The organism is Candidatus Binatia bacterium, assembly GCA_029243485.1.
Lineage (GTDB): Bacteria > Desulfobacterota > Binatia > UBA12015 > UBA12015 > VGTG01.
Genome location: JAQWRY010000062.1, coordinates 88,153 through 112,967 on the forward strand (window position 1 = coordinate 88,153; position 24,815 = coordinate 112,967).

At 65.7% G+C, this 24,815-nt stretch carries 22 protein-coding genes, 2 tRNA genes, 1 other RNA gene and 1 pseudogene; 8 read left to right on the forward strand and 18 right to left on the reverse strand.

From position 1 onward, the window contains the following. Positions 1–11: 11 nt before the first annotated feature. The 8 genes from rnpB to P8R42_17485 form a co-directional block, all read right to left on the reverse strand. An RNA gene (gene rnpB / locus P8R42_17450) (RNase P RNA component class A) lies at positions 12–387 on the reverse strand. Positions 388–775: 388 nt separating this feature from the next. Then, complete coding sequence (locus P8R42_17455; GenBank protein MDG2306399.1) at positions 776–1,495, reverse strand: C4-type zinc ribbon domain-containing protein; 720 nt, start codon at positions 1,493–1,495, stop codon at positions 776–778. A gap of 175 nt (positions 1,496–1,670) precedes the next feature. Continuing rightward, on the reverse strand, positions 1,671–2,474 hold the full coding sequence (locus P8R42_17460; protein ID MDG2306400.1) for an enoyl-CoA hydratase: 804 nt from the start codon (positions 2,472–2,474) through the stop codon (positions 1,671–1,673). 328 nt (positions 2,475–2,802) lie between these two features. Continuing rightward, positions 2,803–3,051, reverse strand: a complete 249-nt coding sequence (locus P8R42_17465) for a hypothetical protein (GenBank protein ID MDG2306401.1) — start codon at positions 3,049–3,051, stop codon at positions 2,803–2,805. A gap of 442 nt (positions 3,052–3,493) precedes the next feature. Then, positions 3,494–3,567 (reverse strand) — tRNA-Ile (locus P8R42_17470). An 84-nt stretch (positions 3,568–3,651) separates the two neighbouring features. Then, a complete protein-coding gene (gene dnaG, locus P8R42_17475; GenBank protein MDG2306402.1) occupies positions 3,652–5,577 on the reverse strand; it encodes a DNA primase in 1,926 nt (641 codons plus the stop codon). Between the two features lie 88 nt (positions 5,578–5,665). Further along, on the reverse strand, positions 5,666–5,863 hold the full coding sequence (rpsU, locus tag P8R42_17480; protein MDG2306403.1) for a 30S ribosomal protein S21: 198 nt from the start codon (positions 5,861–5,863) through the stop codon (positions 5,666–5,668). A gap of 83 nt (positions 5,864–5,946) precedes the next feature. Beyond that, complete coding sequence (locus P8R42_17485; protein ID MDG2306404.1) at positions 5,947–6,711, reverse strand: glycerophosphodiester phosphodiesterase family protein; 765 nt, start codon at positions 6,709–6,711, stop codon at positions 5,947–5,949. 64 nt (positions 6,712–6,775) lie between these two features. Here P8R42_17485 and P8R42_17490 point away from each other — a divergent pair, with 64 nt between their 5' ends. The 5 genes from P8R42_17490 to P8R42_17510 all read left to right on the forward strand — a co-directional run bounded on the left by P8R42_17490 (position 6,776) and on the right by P8R42_17510 (position 10,304). Further along, the gene (locus tag P8R42_17490; protein MDG2306405.1) at positions 6,776–7,702 is read left to right on the forward strand and encodes a 50S ribosomal protein L11 methyltransferase; all 927 of its coding nucleotides are present in this window, start codon (positions 6,776–6,778) and stop codon (positions 7,700–7,702) included. A gap of 1 nt (position 7,703) precedes the next feature. Continuing rightward, positions 7,704–8,414, forward strand: coding sequence for an RsmE family RNA methyltransferase (locus tag P8R42_17495; protein ID MDG2306406.1), 711 nt, complete (start codon positions 7,704–7,706; stop codon positions 8,412–8,414). 43 nt (positions 8,415–8,457) lie between these two features. Further along, positions 8,458–9,195: an RDD family protein gene (locus tag P8R42_17500; protein ID MDG2306407.1), complete on the forward strand. Its 738-nt coding sequence runs from the start codon at positions 8,458–8,460 to the stop codon at positions 9,193–9,195. Continuing rightward, positions 9,192–10,154, forward strand: coding sequence for a glutathione synthase (gene gshB, locus P8R42_17505; GenBank protein MDG2306408.1), 963 nt, complete (start codon positions 9,192–9,194; stop codon positions 10,152–10,154). The genes P8R42_17500 and gshB overlap by 4 nt, the downstream gene beginning before the upstream one ends. 77 nt (positions 10,155–10,231) lie before the next feature. Continuing rightward, a tRNA-Phe gene (locus P8R42_17510) sits at positions 10,232–10,304 on the forward strand. 241 nt (positions 10,305–10,545) lie between these two features. Here the strand turns inward: P8R42_17510 and P8R42_17515 are convergent. The 4 genes from P8R42_17515 to P8R42_17530 form a co-directional block, all read right to left on the reverse strand. Further along, positions 10,546–10,746: a hypothetical protein gene (locus P8R42_17515; GenBank protein ID MDG2306409.1), complete on the reverse strand. Its 201-nt coding sequence runs from the start codon at positions 10,744–10,746 to the stop codon at positions 10,546–10,548. A gap of 489 nt (positions 10,747–11,235) precedes the next feature. Beyond that, entirely contained in the window at positions 11,236–13,173 is a 1,938-nt protein-coding gene (locus P8R42_17520) for a response regulator (protein MDG2306410.1), read from the reverse strand. A 94-nt stretch (positions 13,174–13,267) separates the two neighbouring features. After that, entirely contained in the window at positions 13,268–13,693 is a 426-nt protein-coding gene (locus tag P8R42_17525) for a hypothetical protein (protein MDG2306411.1), read from the reverse strand. Positions 13,694–13,735: 42 nt separating this feature from the next. Further along, positions 13,736–13,915 carry a hypothetical protein gene (locus P8R42_17530; protein MDG2306412.1) on the reverse strand — a complete coding sequence of 60 codons (180 nt, stop codon included), beginning with the start codon at positions 13,913–13,915 and terminating at the stop codon, positions 13,736–13,738. 124 nt (positions 13,916–14,039) lie between these two features. Here P8R42_17530 and P8R42_17535 point away from each other — a divergent pair. After that, positions 14,040–14,237 (forward strand): annotated as a pseudogene (locus tag P8R42_17535) (DUF3604 domain-containing protein). An 18-nt stretch (positions 14,238–14,255) separates the two neighbouring features. On the opposite strand, the gene P8R42_17540 reads toward P8R42_17535, so the two are convergent. Further along, positions 14,256–15,299 (reverse strand): hypothetical protein, encoded by a 1,044-nt coding sequence (locus P8R42_17540; GenBank protein ID MDG2306413.1) that lies wholly within the window; start codon positions 15,297–15,299, stop codon positions 14,256–14,258. Positions 15,300–15,418: 119 nt separating this feature from the next. Between P8R42_17540 and P8R42_17545 the strand changes: the two genes are divergently transcribed. Then, the gene (locus P8R42_17545; GenBank protein ID MDG2306414.1) at positions 15,419–17,530 is read left to right on the forward strand and encodes a DUF4838 domain-containing protein; all 2,112 of its coding nucleotides are present in this window, start codon (positions 15,419–15,421) and stop codon (positions 17,528–17,530) included. Here the strand turns inward: P8R42_17545 and P8R42_17550 are convergent. After that, a complete protein-coding gene (locus P8R42_17550; GenBank protein ID MDG2306415.1) occupies positions 17,457–18,653 on the reverse strand; it encodes an amidohydrolase family protein in 1,197 nt (398 codons plus the stop codon). The genes P8R42_17545 and P8R42_17550 overlap by 74 nt on opposite strands. Before the next feature lie 106 nt (positions 18,654–18,759). On the opposite strand from P8R42_17550, the gene P8R42_17555 reads away from it, so the two are divergent. Continuing rightward, positions 18,760–19,266 (forward strand): NUDIX domain-containing protein, encoded by a 507-nt coding sequence (locus P8R42_17555; GenBank protein MDG2306416.1) that lies wholly within the window; start codon positions 18,760–18,762, stop codon positions 19,264–19,266. On the opposite strand, the gene P8R42_17560 is transcribed toward P8R42_17555, so the two are convergent. From P8R42_17560 to P8R42_17575, 4 genes are all read right to left on the reverse strand, one after another. After that, positions 19,257–21,812, reverse strand: coding sequence for an ABC transporter permease (locus P8R42_17560; GenBank protein ID MDG2306417.1), 2,556 nt, complete (start codon positions 21,810–21,812; stop codon positions 19,257–19,259). The genes P8R42_17555 and P8R42_17560 overlap by 10 nt on opposite strands. Before the next feature lies 1 nt (position 21,813). Further along, on the reverse strand, positions 21,814–22,566 hold the full coding sequence (locus P8R42_17565) for an ABC transporter ATP-binding protein (GenBank protein ID MDG2306418.1): 753 nt from the start codon (positions 22,564–22,566) through the stop codon (positions 21,814–21,816). Further along, positions 22,563–23,156, reverse strand: a complete 594-nt coding sequence (locus P8R42_17570) for a PadR family transcriptional regulator (GenBank protein MDG2306419.1) — start codon at positions 23,154–23,156, stop codon at positions 22,563–22,565. Before P8R42_17570 ends, P8R42_17565 begins: the two co-directional genes overlap by 4 nt. A gap of 282 nt (positions 23,157–23,438) precedes the next feature. Continuing rightward, complete coding sequence (locus P8R42_17575; GenBank protein MDG2306420.1) at positions 23,439–24,773, reverse strand: beta-propeller domain-containing protein; 1,335 nt, start codon at positions 24,771–24,773, stop codon at positions 23,439–23,441. Positions 24,774–24,815 lie beyond the last annotated feature (42 nt).

Sequence of the window (24,815 nt, forward strand, 5' to 3'; positions counted from 1 at the left end):
CCGGTACCAGGTGTCGGAGGGAGTCTGTAAGCCGGATTCTGTCCCCGATGGCAGAGCCACCGGGCGACGGTCATTCATCTGGGCGCATGATTGCTCACACGCTCGTTGCGGCAGTACCCGGGAGATATGGGCGGGTCGCCCTCCTCCCAGTTTCGCCTTGCACCGGACGGGGTTTGCCGAGCGCCGCGGCTCTCGCGCGCGGCCGGTGAGCTCTTACCTCACCTTTTCACCGTGACCGATCGAACGAACCGACCGGACGTCTCGTTTTCTGTGGCACTTTCCCCCAGTCACCTGGAGCCGCCGTTAGCGGCCGTCCCTACCCTTTGGAGTCCGGACTTTCCTACCGGATCAGCCGAAGCCAACCCGATCGACCGCCCGACTCCCTCCGACGACTGAAGATTTCGCGATGACGGGACCCGGAGTCAAGGTTTGGGGGTCTCAGGCGACGGGGCAGGCCCTCCCTCTTCGGCGGGCACGGGAGGTTCGACTGATTTCGGCCGGGCCGCCCCGGGAGGGACGTTGGTTAGTCGTTGTTTCGTCTTCGAAGTCGGGGCGGCGCTGCTCAGTCCGGACCTGGATCATTGCTGGGCGCGGGAGGCACGACCGCGCCCCGATCGTGCGGCTCAGCCCGCGTCTCAGCGGTGAGCCCGCCTCGGGCCAGCCGAGTTGCAGGGGCGGCGGCGAACCTAGCCGATGCTCAGGCGGGCGGGCTCAGGCGGGCTGGCTCAGGCGACGCTCAGGCGGGCTGGCTCAGCCGACGCTCAGGCGGGCGGGCTCAGCCGACGGAGGCTTCGTCGCTGTCGATGCGCCAGAACAAAATCCGCTGACAGCTCGGGCAATCGATGAGGCTGTTGCCCTTGCGGATGTCGTTGGCCATCTGCGGCGGGATCGACATGTTGCAACCGATACAGATGTCGCGAACCATCTCGACGACCGCGAGACCCGCTCGGCGCGAGAAGACGGTCTCATAGCGCCTGCGAACGTTGGGCTTCAGCAGCGCTGCGATGCGCTCTCGCTCAGCCTCCTCGGACGCGATTTCCTTGTTGAGAGTGCCGATCAGGCCCTTGGTCTCGTCGGCGTGCGCCTGGGCGCGGTCGACGATCGCCTGAAGCTCTTCTTCGATCGCCTTCAGCCCACCCTCGACCGATTCGGTCTGCTCAAGGACGGTATAGAGCTCTTCCTCGTGCCGGGAGCTCAGCTCCTTCAGACCGTCGATCTCACGCTGGGCCGCCTCGAGTTCCTTGTCGTTGCGGATCCGGGTGAGGCGCATCCGACGTTCTGTCAAGCGACGCTCCTCTTCTTGGAGGACGGCTTCCAACTCGCGTCGCTGGACGCCGGTGGAGTCGGAGTCTGCCCGAATCGCTTCGACTTCGACCAGCTTGGCGGTGCGTTCGGCCTCGAGGTCGGCGGCCGTCTTTTGGAGGTCCTCGATCTGGATGCTCCGCTCGCGGTTTCTCCGATCGATTTCCTGCAAATTCACCAGAGTATCGATCACCGATTCGTCCAAATAGTGCCTCCCAGGCCGCGCAACTTAGCAACTTACCACTCGGTTTAGCCTGCGCAAGATGGGTTTGTGCCCACATGGCTCGGTTTGCCGCGAAAACGAGGTGCTCTCGCCCCGGTTTCGCGCCCGAACGTCCCTTCCTCCTGCCGATCGGACCCTGCCCGGCTCAGTCCTCGAACTTCGGCGGCCGGCCTTCTTTGCGCGCCCGGGTCGCCTCCTCGAAGTTCTTCGTCGTCATCCGAACGAAGAGCTGCGTGTGACTCTCGAGTTCGACGGCGGCCCGCAGACTTCCGGTCTCGAGGCCTGCCCACATCATGCGCTTGGTAAGCGCGACGCCCTGCGGGCTCCAGCCGTTGATCTGGTCGGCCAGGTCGAGCGCGGCATCCAGCAGCCCGTCGTCGGGAACGACGCGCGACACGAGTCCCATCTCAGTGGCCTCCTGTGCGGTCACATCCCGGCCCGACAGCATGATCTCGAACGCACGGGAGGAACCGATCGCACGAGGCAGCAGGAAGCTGAGCCCCAGCTCGGTCGCCGTGAGACCATTGTTGATGCCGGCGGCGCGAAAGTAAGCCGACTCACCCGCGATCCGTACGTCGGCGCCCAGCGTCAGGCAGAACCCGCCTCCGACTGCGGCTCCGTTGATCGCGCAGATCACCGGTTGCTGCATCCGCTGCATCGCCGGAACCAGATCCGCGAGTACGGACATCGCCTTCGTCGCGATGCGAGTGAGAGTCAGACCGTCGATGTCCGGCGGCGGCTCCAGGTCGCGCGTGTCCGCACCCGAACAGAAGCCCTTTCCGGTCCCGGTCAGAATCACGCACGTGGTGTCGTTGTCCTTCCCGACCTGCACGAAGGCCTCGTGCAGCGGGACCATCAATTCGAACGACATCGAGTTCATCCGCTCGGGGCGGTTCATCGTGATGACGCTCGTGTGGGGACGGGGCTTCGTAATTTCGATCAGGCTCATGTCGAGAACTCCTCCGTAATCCGCGAACCGAACCCGAGCGCGCCACGCGGCGCAAGCGACACGATCGCGGCGCCCTCCCGGGAGCGCCGAAGATCAAGACGAACCACCGAAAATCCCCCCCGACGAAACCGCAAATGAACCACCACAAAAGTGACGATTAAAGAATTCGCCGAGATTAGATAGCCTCCCCATCGCGATCACGAGCGCCGCGGCTGCGTTCGGGACCGGGGGTCCCCGCCCGGCTCACCCCCGCCCTCGGGCATCATCACTTCTCACTCGGAACCACGTCCTGCGATACGTCAGCCTCGTCGTCGCTCGAGCCACGGATTCAGCATAAGACGGCGGCCGACCCGAAGTACCGCGACGTCCCGCTCCCGATGACGACGTAGGGCGTGGCTCCGTCCGAAACAGATGCCTTGGCTTTCCGCCACCCGTCGCCGGGGTAGTACTCAGACGAGACCACCTTCGGAATTGCCGTGACCAGCGGATTCGGTTCGCGATACCCGCGCACCATTGTCGACCCGTCGATCCCCACCAACTCGCCGCGCGGACCGCTCTCGCCGGACAGGAAGTGCACGACAGAGCCGTTGTGAGCGTATGTCGTGCCGCAGACCGCGCAATGCAGACCCCCATCGTTGGACGTGAGCGCAGTGCAGTCCGTCGGGCAGGCAAGCAGGTCGTGCCACGGTGGTCAGTCCCGCTTCATTCTCATGCCCTCCGGGGGAACGGAGTGCGAACCATCGACTCGGATAGCAGCCTCGACGCCGACTGCGAATCAAAGACACCCGCTCCCGGGAGCCGGAGACGCCCCAGCAAGGATCCAAACCGGAACGGGAGAGCACCACCCCAACCAAGGAGACGATGCGGACTCCCGCCGCCGGCCGAAATCAGCAGAGGCTCCCGTCCCCGCCAAAGATCCAGGCGACCCATCGAAGGTACCACCGACGAACGCCGCCGTGTCGGCCGCCGTGAACGGCTCGGGGTTAGCGAGTCCCCCCGCTAACCCCGCCATTTTCCAATGGGCCCGCCAGGGCTCGAACCTGGGACCAACCGGTTATGAGCCGGCCGCTCTAACCAACTGAGCTACGGGCCCTCGCTCCCTGGCAGTGCCGGGGCCGAGTGCTCCAAATCCGATACGAGGTCAGGCGGGCGGTTACAATCCGGGCGACGGGAACCCCTAGGATCCGTCCGGAACCCAGTCCCCGTCCTCGTCGAAATCGGGCTCGCCGTCTTCCACGGATAACTCGGTCAGCCCAGGAGGGAGCGCGTCCACCCGAGCCGGCCCCTCTTCCTCCGGTGCCGGCTCCGGTGCGACTGCCGGCGCCGATGCGACTGCCGGCTCCGGTGCGACATCCCGCGGCAGCGCGACACCGCTGCGGAGCGCTTCGAGAGCGGCCTTCACCCCCTCTTCGTCGCCCCGGTGCTCGGCCGCGCGCAGGCGTGCGATGGTCGACTTGCGGTCTCCCCGGGCCGCGCGTTGCACGTGCGCTGCGAACCATTCGTCGGCGGCCCGCGCGGCCACGTCACCAATCGCCCCCTCGTCGAGGCGCAGGCGTACACGCTCCGCCATCGCGGACGGAAGATCGGGCAGCAGCTCGAGCGGTTCGAAGTACTCATCGGTCTCGCGCCGTTCGAGCACGCGCGTCGCGATCGCTTTCAGAACGGGCTCCTCGATCAGCTCGACCGCCCCCTCGGTGCGAACGCGCTGCGCGACCCCCTCGTCGCACACGATGAGTTCGACCATCTCGGCGTCAGAACTGAAGCGAACCTGGCCCGTGCGTCGCGGGGCGCCATGCTGCGGCGCGGAGTCCCTCGGCGACGTGCCGCGCCTTTTCTCCGCGTGCGCCTGCCGCGCGGCCGCGAGCAGCGCGCCGTCGGAGACGCCCAGCCGCCCAGCCGCACCGCGCACGAGCTTGTCGCGCACGATGGGATCCTTCACACGCGAGAGAACGCCGGCCATCGTGCTCGCCGCGCGCGCCGTCTCGCCGACGCCTGCATCGGGACCGACGAGGTCGTCCAGGAAGAAGTCGATGAGCGACTGGCCATTCGCAACAAGCGTCTCCATCGCTTCGGTTCCGCCGCCCTGCACCACACTGTCTGGATCTTCACCCGCGGGGAGGAACACCGCCTTCGGCCACAGGTCGATCTCGTCGACGCAAAGCGGAAACGCGCGGAGAGCCGCGCGACGGCCGGCTTCGTCGCCGTCGAAGCAAACCACGATTTCCGAGGCGAAACGGCGCGCCAGCCGGAGCTGATCCGTCGTGAGAGCCGTTCCGAGCACCGCGACCGCGTTCGTCATCCCTGCCTGCGAGAGCGCGATCGCATCCATGTATCCCTCGACGAGCATCACCTGCCCGCGATTCCGAACCTCGTCGCGTGCGAGCGCCATCCCATAGAGGTGGTGCCCCTTGCGGTAGAGCGGCGACTCGGGGGAGTTCAGGTACTTCGGGCCCTTGGTCTCCCCGATCGCCCGCCCGCCGAATGCTATGACGCGCCCGGAGAGATCCTGGATCGGGAACATGAGCCGATCGCGAAACATGGGGTACGGCCCGGTGCGGCCTTCGCTAAGCAGACCAAGGCGCTTCAGGTCCGGCGTGCTCACGTCGCGCCCGCGGAGCTTCTCGACCCACCCGTCACCGGGAGCGAAGCCGAGACCGAAACGCCGCGACGTCTCCTCGCTGATGCCGCGGTCCGCGAGGTACTTCTTCGCGCGCTCGCCGCGCTTGCTCTCGTGCAACACGACCTGGAACAGCTCCGCCGCGAGTTGATTCACTTCGGCGAGACGATCCTGCCCGTGCGCGGAGCGCGACTCGGGGATTGCAACGCCAGCTTTCTCCGCGAGTTCGCGCACGACCTCGGGAAACGTCTGCCCCGTCATGCGCATGAGGAACGTAAACGCGTTCCCTCCCGCGTTGCACCCAAAGCAGTGGAACGAACCGCGGTCCGGGTTCACGTAGAAGGACGGCGTCTTCTCTTCGTGAAACGGGCACAGACCGGCGAAGCCCCGACCACTGCGCTTGAGGCTCAGGTGCTCCGAGACCAGGTTCGCAATGTCGACTCGATGTTTGATCTCATCGAGGACGGGCTGCGGAATCTCAGGCACGGTCTCCCTTCGCATGTAGCGACGAGAGAGGGAAGATCGCTACGGGGCGCCGACGAGGATTCGTCGGCGCCCTGTAGGAAAGGGTGACTTAGCCGGTGCTGCGCGCGGCGCGGCGCAAGCTGCGCTTGCGGGCGGCCAGGGCCTTCTTCTTTCGCTTCACGCTCGGCTTCTCATAGTGCTCGCGTTTGCGAAGCTCTGAGAGGATGCCGGCCTTTTCGCACTGCTTCTTGAAGCGTCGGATGGCGCTTTCAATTGGTTCGTTCTCTTTGACTCGTACTCCAGGCATAGACTTCCTCACCCCCCTCCGGCGGATTTCCGCGAACCCAGGATGTTCGGGGATGGAGGGAGCCGCGTCAAGACTGGGGATTCTCAGCCTTCGCCGCCCAGCAGTCGGGCCCGGACCTCGAGCAGACGCCCCGGGTAGTCGCTGATGATCCCATCCACGCCGGTCCGGACCAGATCGAGCATCGCGGCCGGTTCGTTGACCGTCCAGGCGTTCACGGCGAGGCCCCTCTCCCGAGCCGCCTCTACGACCCCGACGTCCACCGCCTCGGCCCGCGGATGGAGCGCTCCGGCCCCGAGGCGGTCCGCCAGGGCAAAAGCGTCGTCGAACGGGTCGAAAATCCACAGGACCCCGATCCTCGCCTCGGACGAGACGTCCCGCAGGGCCTCGAGGCTGGTGGCATCAAAGGAGGAGAAGATCACCCGGTCGAAAGCATCGCGTTGCGAGACCGCGGCAACGGCAGAGAGCGCCAGGCGACGGGCATCCTCCTCGGACCCCCGGCATTTGAGCTCGAGGTTCAGGCGCCCGCCGGGAAGGACCGTGTCTAGGGTCTCATCGAGGGTCGGAATCCGCTCACCGGCGAACCGAGGGTCTTTCCAGGAGCCCGCATCGAGTTTTTGGAGGTCCGCCAGGGACGTCTCCCGGACGGCGCCCTCCCCGTCGCTCGTGCGCTCGAGCGTCCAGTCGTGAATCACGGCGACGTGGCCGTCCGCGGTGAGCTGCAGATCGCACTCGATCATCTGCGCGCCCTGCTCCAGGGCCCGACGGAAGGACACGAGGGTGTTCTCGGGATACTCGGCGCAGGAGCCGCGGTGCCCGATGCGCAAGAAGTCAGCGAGCTTGCCCGGCATGGCGCCCTTATATCCCAACCGGGCGCGGTCGCCAGGCCGGATGTCGGGCGCTACGCTGCCTCTCGTGGCGGCTCGCAAGCAGAAATGGACCCGGCTCCGGCTCCCCGTTCCGCTCGAGGCAACCGATGCGATCGCCGCGCTCTGCATCGAGCTCGGTGCCCCGGGAGTGGTGACCGGCCAAACGGATTTCCGAAGGAAGAAGAAGACCTCGACACGGGTCGCCCGCACGACGCGCATCGAGGCCTACTTCCCGCCCGACGTCCCTCGCCGTCGTCTCGAAAAGCAGCTGCGTACCGCACTCGAAGGCGTACAGACACACTTCGCCAAGCTCGACCCGAAACGCGCGAACGTGGAGCCGTTCGAAACCGGCGACTACGGAAACGCATGGCGAGCCCATTTCCCGCCGATCACGGTCGGAAAGTACCTCGTCATCGCACCGAGCTGGCACGACGTCGAAGACGAGGGGAAACACATCCTGCGCGTCGACCCGGGCCAGGCGTTCGGAACGGGCCATCATCCCACGACGCGCGGTTGTCTTCTGGAAGTCGAGCAGGCCTGTGCGAAGACTCCGCCGAAGAGAGGTCTCGACGTCGGATGCGGCTCCGGCGTTCTCGCGCTCGCGATGCGGGCGTTCGGCGTCCGCCGCGTCGCCGCGGTCGACAACGATCCGATCGCAATCGAGGCGACGATCGACGCCGCGAAGACGAACGGGCTCGGTCCCATTGCGACCGGGGCCTCGCTGCAATCGCGACGCGGACGTTACGACCTGATCGTCGCCAACCTGTTCGCGAACCTCCTCGCCGAACTCGCACCGGCGTTGGCCGCGCGACTCACGCCCGGCGGGAAGCTGATCGTGTCCGGACTTCTCGATAGTCAGGAGAAGGACGTGCGCAAGGCGCTTCGGGGCGCGGGCCTGCGGATTCGACGGCGGCGCTGTCTGTCGACGTGGGTCACGTTGGTCGCGCAAGCGCCGGCGGCACCGGAGGTGTGAGATGCCGCGCCTGTTTGTCGACGTGTCGAGCGACGACACCGATCGGGCCACGGTCGATGCGGACGGCGTGCGACACCTGCGCGCGTTACGCCTCGGCCCGGGCGATGGTCTCGAAGCGATCGTCGGGCCCGGAGAGGTCCGCCTCGCGACCATCGAGACCCTCGGGAAGCGCGGGGCGAAACTTCGGCTCGGCGAGTCGGTTCACCTCGGCGCGGTCGATCCCGGCCGGCCGCTGATCCTCGCCGTCGGCCTCGCCGATTTCTCGCGTTTCGACTCGGTAGTGGAAAAGGCGACCGAGCTCGGCGCCACGCACATCGTTCCCCTACGCACGGCACGGACGCAGATCGGGAAGCTCACCGATTCACGGCGGCAGCGCTGGCACCGGATCGCACGGGCTGCGTGCGAACAGTGCGGACGCACCCAGCCGCCGGAGATCAGCGCCGAGATCGGCCTTGACGACGTGCGGGCCCATCTCCCTAAGCCGTCGCACCGGGTCGTCCTCTCGCCCAACGGCGAACGACAGTGGGACGGGGAGACCGGGGACCAGCAACCGCTCGTTCTCTTCGTCGGCCCGGAGGGCGGATTCACCACCGAGGAGGTCCAAGCGCTGTGCCGCGACGGCGCACACGCCCGAACCCTCGGACCACGCATTCTTCGGTTCGAAACGGCCGCCGCGGCCGCGCTCGCGATCGCGGGCACGAGGCGGCCATGAGCGCCGACTGGCGTTGGCCCCGACCATCTGGAATGACCACCTCATGAGCCGCTGCAACGAGTGTGGCCAGCCGGTGCACCCGCACCAACTCACGTGCGGGTCGTGCGGTGCGTCCTTGCGAGAGGATCGCCCGCCAGGCGCGGAAGACGATACACTCGAGAAGCCGGACGAGACCGAGGGTTTCGTGCTCAGCGATCCGCTGGACCTGCGAGACGGCGACCGCGTCGCTGCCCCCCCGCCCACGGCCGAGAAACCGGAGCCCGCTCCGCGCCGCCGTCGCAGGCGGGTCCGGGCGCGCACCCGCGGGCCGGTGTCGTCACCGGCGTTCGTGTCACGCGCATGGGCTCTCGTGGTCGACGCGATGATCCTCACTCTCGCCTCGGCCACCCTGCCGACGATCGCCTGGATCGGCATTCGCGCGGCCGAAGCCGTGAGTGGCACCACCGAGCTGTACGACGATGTGATCACGGAACAACTGACAGCCATCGGCCGGATCGCCCTGGTCGCGAGCTACTTCGTGTTCCTCACCGCCAGCACCGGCCAAACCGTCGGCAAGGGCCTCATGGACCTCCACGTCGTGCGGGCCGATGGCCAGCCGCCCGATCCCCTTCAGAGCCTCATGCGCTTCGTCGGGTACCTGTTCTCCGCGCTTCCCCTCGGGTTCGGATTCATCCTCGCGGCCTTCACTCCGAGACGCGCCCTCCACGACTACCTCGCGGGAACCGTAGTCGCCCGCCCGCGTGACATGCCCAACCCGGAAAGCGGAGATACGCCGACATGAGCAGCCCCAAGCTTCGCATCGGTTTCGTGATGGACCCGCTGGACGGGATCGACACCGAAAGGGACACGACGTTCGTCTTCCTCGAGGAGGCCGGCGCCCGAAACCACGAGTGCCTGTACATCCGCCCAGAGAGCCTCTCGATTCGCAACGGCACGCCCGAGGCGAAGGTGCGCGAGGTGTCGGTGCGTCGCAAGGTCGGCGATCACTTCACGCTCGGTGAAGAACGACCCGCCGCTCTCGAAGAGCTCGACGTGGTGCTCCTCCGTAAGGACCCGCCCTTCGACATGGAGTTCTTCTTCGACACGCACGTCGCGTCGATGGCGGACTCCGGCAAGGTGCTCGTGCTCAACGACCCGCGCGGCCTGCGCGACGCAAACGAGAAGCTCTACGCCCTGCACTTCCCCGACGTGATCCCCGAGAACCTCGTCAGCGCCGACATGGAATTGCTGAAGGAGTTCCTGGTCGACCTCGGCGGCGAGATGATCGTAAAGCCTCTCGATGGCTGCGGCGGCACGGGCATCTTCCACGTGAAGTCCGGCGACCGGAACGTGAACGCGATCCTCGAGGCGTCCACCGACACCGGACGAACCCGCGTCATGGCACAGCGTTACCTCCCCGAGGTGCGCCAGGGCGACAAACGCATCATCCTCATCGACGGCGAGCCGCTGGGCGGCGTACTGCGGGTCCCGGGCGAAGCGGAAACCCGCTCCAACTTCCACGTCGGCGGCTCGGCCGCAAAGTCCCCCCTCACCGAGCGCGACCGCGAAATCTGCGCCGCGGTGGCCCCGAAGCTGAAGGAGGACGGCCTCGTGTTCGTAGGCCTCGACGTGATCGGCGATTACCTGACCGAGGTGAACGTCACGAGCCCGACCGGCGTCCAGGAGATCAACGCCCTCGACGGCGTGAAGCTCGAGGCCAACATGCTCGACTGGATCGAGCGCCACGCCCCGGGCCGGTGAATCACGCGAGAAACACTAAGCGTTGACTCAACGGAACCCGCCCGTTATCTCGACTTCTTCGATCGTCTTGGGCACCTGGCCAGGTAGCTCAGTTGGTAGAGCAGCAGACTGAAAATTTGCGTGTCCCTGGTTCAAATCCAGGTCTGGCCATTTTTTACTTCCCCCGGGACGGCAGCCCCTAGAAAAGTCGCCGGGCCAGCGCCGACATCAGATCGGTCGCCAATTTCGACTGCACCTGCTCCGAGCCCCGGCCCTGCGTCCTGATGTTCTTGACTGCCTCGGACATGGACATGCCCAGACGCACAACCCGATCCGGAGTCACGTACACCACGGACCCCGACCAAGGGTTGGGCGCTCCCGGAAGGTAGACCACGACGGCCCCCTTCTCCGTTCAGTCCACCTCGTACATGTGCTGAGGATCGTGATCGACGAACGTCATCACGTGTTCGCAATGCTCCCGCGCCCGGCCCAGGTTGCCGAGGAAGAGCTCTCGGTCCGCGAGCATACAAAACACGCCGGCTTCGATGCGACTGTCGCCAATCCGCCGAGCGACGACGAGACCCTCGTTCAGGAGCTCGTGCTCGCGCCGCACGGATCGCATCGTTCTCGGCGACGCGCGGGACTCCGAAGACCGCCTTCACACCGTTGCCTAGGAACTGAGTGACCATGCCACCGTGACTCTGAACCGCCTCGCGAGCGGCCGCGTAGTAGCTCTCCATGAAGCGGCGAGCCGACTCTGGGTCGAGCCGCTCATGCAGCCCGCTCGACCCGACTAGGCCCGCGAACAGGATCGACACGACCTCGCGGGCGCCGATGGACTCGGTCGGAGGGGGCGGCGATGGCGCCCCACAAGGCGGAGCACCTCACTCATTGCAGACCTTCTAGTTCGTCTGCAGCCCGGCGCACACTGCGTGCAGGAAGGGCAGGTCATCGGCCGATCTCGCGCAGCGGCAGAGCGGCTCGTCCTCCTCTATGGAAGAGTCGCCACCCCGTCCACCGCGACCCCGAATCATGCCCATAGCCAGGCGTCATCCCGTCCCGACTATGATGCCCCGGCTCCGCGAACTCCACCGGCCGAGGCTCAGCCTACGGTGCTGCACGCCATCGACTCCGGTGCCTTCTCCCCTATCGCATCCCCGATCTTCTCTAGGAGCTTGTCGATCGGGCACGGCTTCTGGATGACACCGGCGAGACCGGCGCCACGAAAGCGGTCGACGATCTCCTGCTCCGCGAAGCCGCTCGCCAGAACGACCCGAACGTCGCTGCGGATCTTGCGGAGTTCGTGGAAGACCTCTTCGCCATCGAGTTTCGGCATACTGAGGTCGAGTAGAACGCAGTCGACCGAATCGGGCTCTCGACGGAAGATGTCGAGCGCCTTCATCCCATCAGACGCCAGGGTGACGGTGTAGCCCGAACCTTCCAAGATGCTCGCCAGAACCTCGCGCACGCTGGGCTCGTCATCCACGACTAGGATATGCGCGTGGCGCCCACCGGGAGCCCCCTCGTCCGCCGGCGCGTCCTCCGCCGCGGGCGGGGCCGCGCTCGGCAGGAGAACCTCGAAACTCGTCCCCCGCCCCTCTTCGCTCTCGACACGGATCGCACCCTTGTGTTGCCGCACGATGCCCTGAACCGCCGAAAGACCGAGGCCACGACCGTTCGCCTTCGTCGAGAAGAATGGATCGAAGACCTTGGCTCTCGTCGCGGAGTTCATTCCCGAGCCTGTATCGCGCACGACCAGGCAGACGTACTCCCCCGCCACCAGACTCAGGCCCGGGTAACGGAGCTGGAGGTCCCGCTCCGTGCAGCGCTGGGTTTCCGTGGAGATGACGATCCGCCCGGTGTCGTTTCCCAGCGCCTCCGAGGCATTCGTGATCAGGTTCATGATCACCTGCCGAAGCTGGCTCCGGTCCGCCATTACGCCCTGGCGCGTCGCGTCCAACTGGTAGACCAGCGTCGCCTTCTTCGACAACGCGACCTGCAGCAAGCCACCGAGCTCCCTGACCAAGCTGTTGCACTCGAGCGGCTCTCTCGACACCGAACCCCGGCCTGCGTACGCGAGCAACTGACTGCAGAGGTCGGTTGCGCTGACAGTCGCGCTCGCGATCTCCTTCAGCATCTCCGTGCCCGCCAGTTGCGGCGGGAGCTTCGCCAGGGCCAGCTCTGCGTTGCCTAGAATGACCGCCAGCAAGTTGTTGAAGTCGTGTGCGATGCCTCCGGCGAGGATGCCGACAGCCTCCATCTTCGCCGCTTGGCTCAGCTGCTCTTCGAGGCGGTCGCGTTCGACGGCGAGACCAACCATCCGTGCCGCGATCTCGAGGCCGTCCATCTGCGCCTGCGTCGGCACCCTCGGGGTCACGCTGTACAGGGCCATCGCGCCGAGTACGGTGCCACTGGCCGCGGTAACGGGCTGCGACCAGCACGCCGAAACCCCGGCGATCGCCGCAGCGCCACGAAGGTCCTTCCACAGGGGGTCTGTTCCGATGTTCTCGACGACGACCGGAACGTTCCAGAACGCCGCCGTGCCGCAGGAACCGACCGTGGGACCGATCCGGAGGCCTTCGACCGCGTCGTTGTACGCGGCAGGGAGACTCGGGCCCGCGCCGACGCTGACGTGTTCCTGGCGGGCATCCACGAGAAGGATGGAACATCGCATGCCGGGGTTCTGCCCCTCGACGATGTGCACCATCGCTTCGAGAGTCTCGCCGATCGTAGTGCGCGGCTGCACGTCGTCGGGCGACGGCTGGGTGACCGTGTCGGATGCCCGTGCCGGAAGACCGAGGATCGCGACAGAGTCGGCCTCGGTCCGCACCTCCCAACGAAATGAAATCCATTCACCAGATCTCGTGCGATGCCGGGCAACAGCACAGCCCTCTCCCGCATCGACGGCCGACTTCAACTGACGGCAGTCGTCTGGGTGGATCCAGTCGAGGAGAGGCTTCCCACCCAGCTCCCCGCTCTCGAACCCGAACTCGTCGGTGAACGTCCGGTTCACCCGAACCTGCGCGGCAGGACCCTTCACCCTCAAAATCATCGGTGGATTGAACGACATGAGGGCCAGTATGCTCTGTCAAAGGATCAGATGCCAGAAACCGGCCTGGGGGCCGCTCCGGCTCCTACCTATCGATTCTTTTCACCCTCTGCATGGCCGCCTGATACCGCGGAATCAGGACCGCCCACCGAGATCGCAGCTCGACCTGCGCGGCCTGGAGATCAGCCGGCATCGCGCCCTCGAGGACGGGCGCCCGCTCCATCTTCTGCTTCATCCTCTCGCCCTCGGTCGAGCACCGCAGCCCCTCCTCCGAATACCGCGCGAGGAACTCATCCATCCGCTCACACGAGGCCGTGGCTCCGAGCATGCACGTCGGCAGGGCCTCTTCGATCCCGGCGAGCGAGTGCTCCATCTCATCGGCGCACAGCTGCTGCTCTGCGAAGAATGTCCGGAACGCGGAGTGCACTTCTTCCATCGTCATCTCGGCGTGAACGGGCCCGCCGAGGCCCAGGGCGGCCACGACGGTGAGCACGGCAACGAAGCGGTTCATGATGCGACGCCTAGCCAGACGGGCCCACGAGAGCAACACGCGTCAGGCCGGCAAGCGCACGATCACCCGACTCTGCCCCACCTTGTCGGCCCGACCCAGGTCTCGGATGAACCCGAGCTGGCGCACCAGAAGATCAAGAAGTACCCGGTCGGCGAGGCCCGCGTTCCGAGCGAGCGCGGACGATTCACGAGGCGGTCGGGCAGCGACGTGATCGTCGCGCATCGGCTTCTAAAGAACGGCGTGGAGTCCGACGAGTACATCTGGCTGACCGCTCCAGCGGTCGAGGCCCTCACACTCCCACGCGCTCCCACCTTCGAGGCGACCTGCGGGACGTTCGACCAGATCGGACGCATCGACGGCCAGGTCGCGTCCGACCGGAAAGGACTGGTACGACCGCATCCAGGCGGGCCAGGGTGTCGGCGAGACGCATCCGCTCCTCTCTCCCCACGACGAGTTCGTGGACTACGAAACGTTTGACATTGGAAACCTCGACGTCTCCAAGGCGAAAACAGGCAGCATGCTGCCCGGTGAGTACGCCCGCGAACTCAGAGCAGCCCAGCAATCAGGGAGCGACGAGTTCGGGGCGCGACGCGAGGAATACCGCGATCTCGCGAGCGGCCAGCGCCTGCCCAGCCGGTGCGAGGTGCTCGTCCGTGTCCCAGTATAACCGCTCCGCCGCCGCCTTGAACGGGGGAAGAAGGTCGAGCATCGTGATCCCGCGGGAAGCGTAGTACTCGCGCAAGAGCTCTTGCGGCCTCCGGGCCTGCAACATCGACTCGTCCACCTCGAGCTGCCAACTCGCGTAGAGAGCGTGATGAAGTTCGTTCACCTGAAGCGTATGCGGGAACACCACCGGGACGACGACCGCGCCGAGGGCGTGGGCCCGCAGCAGGATTTCATCGAGCACAACGATCGTATTGGCCCACGCCCTCTGCGCGCAGTCCGAATCCACGAGCAGCGTCTCTCTGTAGTACGACGGCCGGCTCTCACCGAGTCCGAGCACCCACGGGTTCACTTCGAAACGCTTTGCGCGCCCGATGTCTTCCACCGGAATTCCGCGCGCTTCGAGCGCCGACCAATCGAAGTCCGGGCTTCGCATCGCGTACCGACGGGCGAGGTCTTCGAGGTACAGCAGAAGGAAGCTGGTGCGCCACAGGTCTCGCCCAAGAGGCGACAGTGTCGCCTCCCGCATCACCTGATCGATCTCCCGGGTACATCCGAGATCCAGCAGATCGTTCCCGACGTAGTGAGAGACCAGAATGACATCGGGCCGGAAATCCTGCGCGGCCTCGACGAAGAGCTCAAGATAGCCATGGGGGCCGATGCCCGGGCGGGACGGGTTCAGGATCTGAATGCCCCATTCTCTCACCTGCTCCAAAAGGTGATCGTGGATGTCCTCGTGCGCCGGGAGTCGCGAGAAGAACGAGTCACCGAGAATCAGCAATTTCGGCCCGCTTCCTCCCGCGCCCGTTACCCATCGCTGATGGCTCGTCGTCGAGGGAAACCCCAAGCGAAGTGCGAGTTCCCCGGAAAGAACCGCGAGGACGACCAGCACGAACGTCGTTACGCAGACGACGAACCGACGTTTTGCACGCAGATGCTTCATAAAATTCTCCACTCGAACGGGTGGGTACGAATTCCAATGGACTCTCCGTTGCGCCAACCCTTTCATTCGACGGTGGTGCGCGGCCCCGCAGACCTGTAGACAATCGATTCCTCCCAATGGTGCCCGCACTCTTGCCGCGACTACGGTTCACAGGCTCCACCCTTGCCGTGCGAGCCACGCTCATGACGCTCGCATGCGCACTCCTCGCGTCGCAGGCGACCGCAGCCGACGAGCCCGCGGCGCCGATCGCACCGGCCGCTGCGACGGTGACCTTGGTCGCGAAAGGCAAGACCCCCTGGCACCTGGTGAACCGCTCGAAGGAGTCGACGCCGGTCACCTTCGCCGCGAAGGAGCTGCGCGACTACATCGAGAAGATATCGGGAGTCAGCATCGGACGGCGCGAGCCTTCGGGCGACGGCCCGGAGATCGTGATCGGCCTGCGAGAGAACCTCTCCGCGAACGACACGGCGATGTTGCCGCCCGCCGCGGACGGACACGACGGATACGCGATTACGCTACGAGGCGAGACCGAAGGCGCGCCCGCGCGTATCGTCATCGGCGCCGACAACGAGCGGGGCGCGGTCTACGCGGCCTACGACCTGCTCGAACGACTCGGCTGGCGCTGGGTCCACCCAGACCTCGACCCCAGAGACAGCGAGGTCATTCCTAAGAGCGACATCGTCTCGCTCCCTGCCGAGTCCTGGTCGGTCGCTTCCCCCATGAAGATCCGCACCTTGAATTGGTTCGAGTGGCGACAGCGCGGCGGAGAGGATCCGAAGACGAGCCCGGAAGCGCTTCGAGCCCAGGTCGATTGGGCGATGAAGTCCCGGTACAACACCTTAGCCTCCTCTTCATCGGAGTTGGAGCCCGACCACCCTTTCTACATCGCGCTAAAGGCCGCGGACGAGCGCGGCATGATGCGTCAGATCGGCGGGCACAACTTCGCGGTGTTCTTCCCCAACGACCCGAAGACGTTCGCGGAGCATCCCGAGTGGTTTGGGATGCGCAACGGCGAACGCGTCGGGCACAGCCACTACGGGAATCAATTCTGCTGGAGCAACGAAGGCGCGCAGAAGCACTTCGTGGACAACATCGATGCCTTCATCCAGGCGCGGCCCGAGATCGACGTACTGCCGCTCTACGGATTGGATGACGGCCGATTCTGCGAGTGCCCTGCGTGTTCCGAGGCCTCGCCGACCGACAACATGATCAACCTGATCAACGCCGTCGTGGAGCGACTCGAGGAGACCGCGCCCCACGTCACGGTCGAGACACTCGGCGGATACAAGAACAGCTCTGCCCTCCCCAAGACGGCCAAGCCACACGATCGGCTCCGCGTCGAGATCGCCTTCTGGGGCCGAAACCCCACAACGGGCTACGACGTGCAGCGCTATCTGCACGGAAAGCTCAAGAGCTGGGCTCGGGCCTACGACGGCCGCCTCACCATCTACCAGTACTACAGCGATAACTTCGCCGGCCCGTGGATGTCCGCACCATACACCAAGCAAATGCTCGGCGACCGGAAGTTCCTCCTGGGCTTGGGAGCGGACGGCTTCATGAACCTGCTCTACCCCGATGGCTTCTGGTGGCGAGAGAGCCTGAACGCCTACCTCGCCGGCCGTTCCTTCTACGACGTTTCAATCGACCCGAATGAACTACTCGAAGACTACGCCCGCTCGTACTACGGACCCGACGCCGGGCCCCTGATGGCCAAGTACTACGCAGAGTGGGCAGCGAACCCGGTCCTCGCGAGCCGTAGCCGATCCGGCACCCGGCCCGAGCACCGCAAAATGATCGCCGACCAACGCAGAGACCTCATCGACCCCGCCCTCGCGGCGAGCGCGGACCAACCCGTCTACCGCTATCGGGTCGAGAAGGCGGAGAAGCTGCACCGCATGGCCGAAGAAGTGATGGAGCTCCAGCTGATCGCGATGGAGGTCACTGAGTTGCGCGAGTCGTCCCATCGAGACGCCGCCATCAACCTCCTTGCAACCTCGGACAAGCAACGCGAAGTGGTCCGAGAACTCGCGCGATCCCTGGAGGCGGAAAACGCCGGCATCATGCACTTCGACGACTTCGTCCTGCGCGCGACAGTGCGCCTGCGCGACGAAGCGGGGAAGCTCAAGGAATCGCCGAAGGCCAAACCCAAACCCGCGCCTAAGCCGAAAAAAGCAGCCGCTCCGCGTTCCCCCGCAGAATCGCGTGACGCACCTCCGGACGCTTCTCCGTAATGATCAGGACCTTCGCGAGCGTCGCTCCCAGGTGATAGAAGGGCCAGTCCGTTCCGAAGAGAAGGCGATCCGGGCCAACCTCACGCGTCAGCCGGTCGAGCACCGTGACGCCCTGCCCGTGGATCCCGAGCCACGCGTTCGGGTAACGCCGACCGAGCACCATCGCATCCTCGACGTCGCGCGCACCCGCATGACCCAGCACGAAGTTCACGTTCGGATGCTCTGCGAGCATCGGCTCGTAGCCACGCATCATCGTGAACTGGTGTGCATAACCTGGCTCGATCCCCGCCCGCCCCCCGTGGAGGAACACGACAAGCCCGAGCCGGCCACACTCTTCGTAGATCTCCATCGCCTTCGGATCGTCGGGGAAGTAGCGCTGGCCAGCCGGATGCAGCTTGACCATCCGCGCGCCCCGAGCGGCCTGGCGTCGTAGCTTCTCCCGCCACTCGTCGTCCCCGAGATGGACGGACGCCCCGCGAATGAACCGTTCCTGGGAACCCGACGCATCGATGGCATCCAGCCAGCGGTCCGCGAGATCGTCGCCGAATGGAAGCCCGAACGCGATCGGTAGGATCGCAGCCTTCTCGACACCGACATCATCCATCTCGGCGACCAGGTTCGGCAGCGTCTGCGTCTCGGACGCCGCGCTCCCCCAGAGCAACCGCGCCACCGCGTCGTACCGCAGCGCGCTCAAATCGTCCGCACCGAAGTTGCTGTTGATGTAGACGTCGAGATCCAGATCGCAGCCCGGATCGCTGCCATCACAATCGAGCAGATGCTCAACCCGCTCGGTCCGCGCCTGGAGATCGATGTCGGGAGCGAAGAGGAGCGACATCCCGAGATGCGCGTGGAGATCGATAGCGCGCGGTACGGTGTCGTCCACGAGCCGCAACCGGCCGCGCCCATCCACCTCGAACCACGGCAGTTCCGCCAGGCCCCGGTACCCGTCGTACCGCTGCACGCCGAACGGGCCCTTCCCCGAGGCGATCCGCTCCGCCTCCCGTTGTGCATCGAGGCCGGCGGCGTCTTCTTCGGAGTAGCGCGTTCGATCCACACATCCGGGCGACGACGCCAAACCGAGGAAGAGGAGCTGGCCGAACTGGCGGCGGCTGACGGTTCTCATCGAGCCGGAGTCTCCCCGAATTGGCCCCCGTCGCGCAACTTCCGACCCGTTGGCCGCAACGACGCCTTCGTGCAAGCGTCGGAACCCCTAACAAGGAGGAATCCCCATGCCCATGTCCGACTACATGAAACGGCTTCGTGCCCGGATCGGGCATGAGATGCTGCTGATCCCCACGACCGCCATCCTCACCTTCGACGAGCAGGATCGGGTGCTTCTCGTGCGCCACGGGGACGTCCTGCGCTGGACGACGGCGGGCGGAGCGATCGAGCCGGAGGAGCGCCCGAGCGATGCGGCCGTTCGCGAGATGTGGGAAGAGACGGGGCTGCACGTCGAACTAACCCGCGTGCTTGGGATCTACGGCGGACCGGAGTTCAACACGCGGTACTCCAACGGCGACCTCGTCACGTTCACGATGATCGTCTTCGAGGGCGAGAAGATCGGCGGCGAGGAACGCCCCGACGGCGACGAAACGCTCGAGATCCGCTACTTCGCCCGATCCGAGATCGCGACTCTCGACACCCAGCCCTGGGTGCCCGCGGTGCTGGATGACGTTTTTACGCAACGAGAACGCACGCACTTCGCGCCTCCCACGTGGCACCCGTCTCAGTCGTAGCGAAGAGCGGCCGCCGGCGAGAGCCGAGCCGCCCGCTCGGCCGGGATCGCGGCGCCGAGCACGCACGCCGTCGTACCCAGAAGCCCCCCGAGCAACGCGACACCGATCGTCGGATGAAACTCGAGCTCCCACCCGAGAACGACTGGGATCAACCCTTCGGTGAACGCCACGCCCATCGAAAGTCCCACCAGGATGGCCAACCCAGAGCCCGTGACACCGATCGCGAACGCCTGCGCGAGCACCATCTGTCGGATCTGGGCCCGCGACATCCCCAGCGCCCGCATCGAACCCAGCTCCCGCGTCCGCTCCAACACGTTCGCCGCGAGCGCATCACCGCACCCGAACAACACGACCACCAGCGTCAGAGCTGCGAGCACCCGTACGAAACCGAAGCCCGCACGCACCGCCGCGGCGAACCACTCCGAGAGATCCTTCATGGGTTTCACGTCGAGTCGATACCGGCCCTCGAGCCGGTCCGCGATCCGCCGCCGTACCGCCTCGATGTCCTGTCCCGGCTCGACCAGAACGAAGGCGCGGGTGATCGTCTCGTCCTTCCACTCGCGACGATAGACCTCGCGGCTCAGAATCAGATCGCCACTGGCCACGATCGGAACCGTACGAAGCACGCCTGCAACGGGGAGCTCCAAGAGGCCGGCGGGCGTCGTCACACGGAACGGCTGTCCGACTTCGACGCCGTAGTTGGACTGTAGGTTCGTGTCGACGAGGACGGCTTCGCCCCGCGCGACGCGCTCCAACGCGCCGGACACCGCGCCGGGCTCGAGCGCCCAGTTGCCGAACTCCGGTCGTCGCAGCCGCACGGGGTCCAATCCGAGGATCCCCATCTCCGGCGTCGTGCTCTTCGAGAGAACCGCCGCCCCCACGTCCGCGACGCCGGGAGTGTCCTTGATGAGGTCGATCACCTGTTCGGAAACCACGGGCCGGCCCGCCCCCGTGGCTCCGAGCTCGAATCGGGACTCGACCACCAGGTCTCCGCGCCGGATCCGCATGACCGCGTCGACCACGTACTCCTGAAAGCTCTCGCTCACGCCCGCCATCCAGATAGGGATCGCAATGCCGACCATCAAGACGCCCGCCGCGCCAAGCGCCCGACTCGGCACCCGGCTCTGGTCCTCGACGCCGATGTGAGCCGCAACACCGAACAAGAGCCCGATGGGCTTTGCCACCAAACGAAGCAGGGGCGACAGCAGAAGCGCACCGGTAGCGCCGATCAGAAGCATCGCCGCGCCCACCACGACCGCTTGGGGCAACAGAGAATGCAGGAGCCACACGAGCACGGCGACGAGCGGCAACGCTATCCGCGCGTATCGCTTCATTTTGGAATCCTGTTCCGGGTCTCGCCTGCGGCCCTTGGTGAGCACGGTGATGACGCTTCGGCGCACCGCCTGCACCGCCGGAACCAACGCCGCGACCAGCGCGCTGAGCACCCCGGCGAGTCCGGCCAGGAAGAGCGGCAACGGCCGCAGCGGCACCCACGGGGCGGCAACTGCCTGTTTGAAATTCAAGGACATCGTGTCGGCGACCGGCGCCACGATGATCTGGGCGAAGAGGTAGCCTAACGGCAACCCGACCGCGACGGCCAGGAGGGAGATGAGAAACGCTTCGAAGAGGAGATCCCGAACGAGCTTGGCCCGCGAGGTCCCGAGGGAGCGCATCACGCCCATCTCCCACAGCCGCTCCTGGTAGACGGTCGAGAGCCGGTTTCCCGTCACAAGGATCGCGAGAAGGAGACCCATCCCACCGATCAGGTCGATGACGAGATGGAATGCGGTGAGCGACTCCGCCAGATCCTCGCGCCGATCGACCAGGAGTTCCACCGAGAGGTGCTCGGGCAGGGCACCTCGCAGTCGAGCACCCACGTCGGTCGCCTTCTCCGTGGGATCAATCCTCACGTCGATCTGCGACGCGCCGCCCTCGGCTCCCAGCGACCGCTGCGCGCCAAAGAGATCCATCACGACCAATCGACCGCCGAAAGCCTGCGCAACGGCATCCTCGTCGAGAAGACCACGAAGCGTCCACGTGCGACGCCCGACGGGCAACTCCACCGGGATCCGGTCTCCCACCTCAGCGCCAAGTTCTTCGGCAAGCGACGCTGTGAAGAGCACGGAGTCCGGCTGGTTCAGGAAGATCAGCGGGTCGTGCATCCCGGCAACCTGCGCGCGAGCGCGATAGATTTCGACGGACGATTCGTCGAGCATGTCGACACCGATGATCCGCACCGACATCGGCTCCTCGGCATCGACGTACGCGGTTCCGACCAGCAGGGCCGCCGCCACGTCCACGCCGGGAACCGCACGAACGGTCTCGACGAGCGTTTCGTCCACGACGCCGCCCGAGAGCCCCGTGACCTGCAGGTCGGCCTCCCCCGCCAGTACGTCGAGCGACTCTTCGAAACTCCGAACGAGAGACGCGTTCGAGAGAAGGATGGCCGCGGCGAGAGCGACACCAAGCGCGATCGTCGCCACTGCGATCAGCAGCTGTCCCAGCTGAGGCCGGATCTGGCTCCAGGCGAGTTGAACCTGGTTCACCTCATTCGCCCCGACGACGGAACGGCACGACTTGCCCGTCGGAGGACCGTTCCGCGGGCGCCCCCATCTCTCCCGCCTCACGGACGATCCGTCCATCCTTCATCCGGATGGTGCGGTGGCCATAGGTACCGGCGAACGTGTCGTGCGTGACCATGATGACGGACATCTTGCGCTCCTCGTTCATCCCACGCAGGAGATCGAGGATCCCTCGGCCGCTCGAAGAATCCAGGTTGCCTGTCGGCTCATCTGCAAGGAGCAGCTTGGGCTCGGTGGCGAGGGCCCGAGCGGCAGCAACCCGTTGCTGCTCGCCGCCCGACAGCTCGCTCGGATGGCGCGACCACGCGGACGGTGGAACCCGAAAGGCTTCGAGCAGAGAAGAGGTGCGATCGCGCGCGATGCGCCCCGTCACGCCGATGAGGCCAAGGCGCCAAGACACGTTCTGCTCGACCGTTAGCCGCGGGAGCAGATTGAAGGACTGGAAGATGAAGCCGACGTAGCGAAGCCGAAGGACGCTGAGCTCGGCGTCCTTCATCTGCGCCAGATCGTTCCCGCCTACCAGGGCACGGCCCGAGGTCGGGGCCTCCAGGCCCGCGATGAGATTCAGGAGCGTACTCTTGCCGCACCCGGACGGACCCATCACCGAAACGAACTCTCCCTCGTCGACGCTGAGGCTCACGTCGTTGAGCGCACTGGAGGTGGCGAAGCTGGAGCCGTATTCTTTGGTGACGTTCTCGAGCTGAACGACGGGGCTCATGCGCCTCCCGTTGCTCTCCTCTTCTGCATCGCGTCCTCCGCAGCGACCAGCGGCGCGACTTCGTCCGCCTCAGGCAGCGAGAGGATGTTGCGCAGGTCCTCGACGAACTCGATATCTTTCGCGCCGTGCTGCAGGCGTCGATGCAGCAGAGCCTTGTGGACCTCGTCGGTCACACCCTGCTTCTGTGCAACATCTTTGATCTGGCGCTCGAGGCGCTTGGTCAGATCCCAGAGGTCGGACTCCCACCGATTGAGAACCCAGTGCGCGGTCTCGGGCCGCACTTCGGTGAAGAAAAGGGCTCGAACCGCCATTTCCGAATCTGCGCAGTGGCTGGCGCGCGGCAGATCCTCAAACCAGTCGTCGAAGGCCTCCTCGCCGGGGGTCGTGATCTCGTAGGGCGCGCGACGGGGGTCGACATCATCCTTGTTCGCGACCCGTCGGACGAACCCCTGCTCGACCAACTTCTGGAGCTCGCGGTAGAAGCTTCCGAGGCCGCTGTCCACGCCGCCCCTGCTTCGATACTCCTTGGCCAGTCCATAGCCGTGCTGCGTTCCCTTTCGAAGCATCCCAAGCAGGTGATAGCGAAACATAGGATCTCTTCCCTTATGGATCGTGTTTGAAGTCGCGGCCCTTTGGTCCCGTGACACAAGCCACAGGGAAGCGACGGCCGTCAATAGGTGCACGCCATCTATTGAGCCCGAAGCCCCCGTGCAACCTGCACAAAGTGGCCAATCAGGGCACCGCGAACGGGACCGGGCCCTCGAGGTAAACCGCGCTCGAGTCGGGCAAAGCTACTCGCGCACGCTCTGTTTTTAGGTCGTCCGCAGAATGGACCAGGACCCCGGCTCCACTGATCGAGTACACAAAGTCCTCTATGAATAGCCCGCGGCGAATCTTCGGCGAGTAGGCACATCGCCACTCCTCGAGCGCCCCGCACTGCGTGGCCGTGAGATCGGTGTGATCGGTGTGATCGACCTCCCCGAGAAGCGCGAAACCGCCGGTCGGATCCACCGAGAAGAGCTCCAAGCTGGATCGGAAATCGCCCTCGTACGACACGTACGAGAACGTGAGGAGGCCGCGGACCACCCTTGCCCGGAGAACGCGCAAGAGTGGGCCAGAGTCGGATTCGCGTCGTCCGAGACGTCGAAGACGCGGAGCGCCAGCCCTCGAACGCGACCTTGGTCGTCCGCATCCTGTCCAATCGTGAGCAGATGACTGTCTCCCAGCGGATGCATGTACTCGCTGAATCCCGGGATGTGGAGTTCGCCCAGTAGCTGCGGACGGGTCGCGTCGCTCAGGTCGATCACGAACAGAGGATCGACCTGACGAAACGTGACGATATAGCCACGATCGCCGATGTAGCGAACCGCGAAAATACGCTCGCCCAGCGCGAGGATTCTCGTCATGCCGTTCTCGCTGGCCCCCACGGCCGGAAGGTGCACTGCGCCGCAGGTCGGCGCGATCTCGGTCAGCGAATCATTACGGCTCTCCCACTGCGACGGAAGCCACTCGGCGAGGGCGCTACTCGCGATCGCCGCCTGCGCGTCCTGTTCCCAGGCATCGACCTCGGCGGCGAATTCCTCGACCGTCGCTGGGGGCGTGCCCGAGTAGATGCGATTCCAGAAATCGGGCACGGCGACGGGAAGACCATTTCCTCCCTGCACGACGACGCGAACAATGCCTCCGTGCCGCCGTGCCCCGGTGTAGCCGCCCTCGAAGTACAGTTCACGCACGACGGTCGGTGCGCCGGCTACATCCAGAACGGTCAACTTCGTGAACGTCGGGAGGCAGGGCGCCACGTCTCCGAACAGCGCCGCGTCGACCAGAGGGAGCGGCGGGCCGATGAATCCGCACCCGCCCTCTCCGCCAAAGCGATCCTCGTCGTCATAGACCATCGAGAAGACGACCGCCCTGCCGTCTGCAACGAACATCGAATGCCCGAGACCCCCGATGGGCGTAATGCTCGCGAGTGAAGTCTCCTCGGGCGGCCACGAGTCGACGACGACGAACGCATCTCCGTGGAGAAAGTAGATCCGGTTGCCATCGGTCTCGATGATGTCGGCCTCATCTACGCCTTCGACCTGGACGTTGGTCTCGGTGAAGTCGTCGGGGGCGTCCTCTCCGCCGGGGGAGGCGGATTCCCAGGGCCCGGCTCGACGGGGCCCGGTGATCCGGGTGCGGGTTTCGAAACCCCTCCCCCGCCGCACGCAGCAGCGAAGAACAGCGCTGCCAGGAGCGCCAAGATCGTT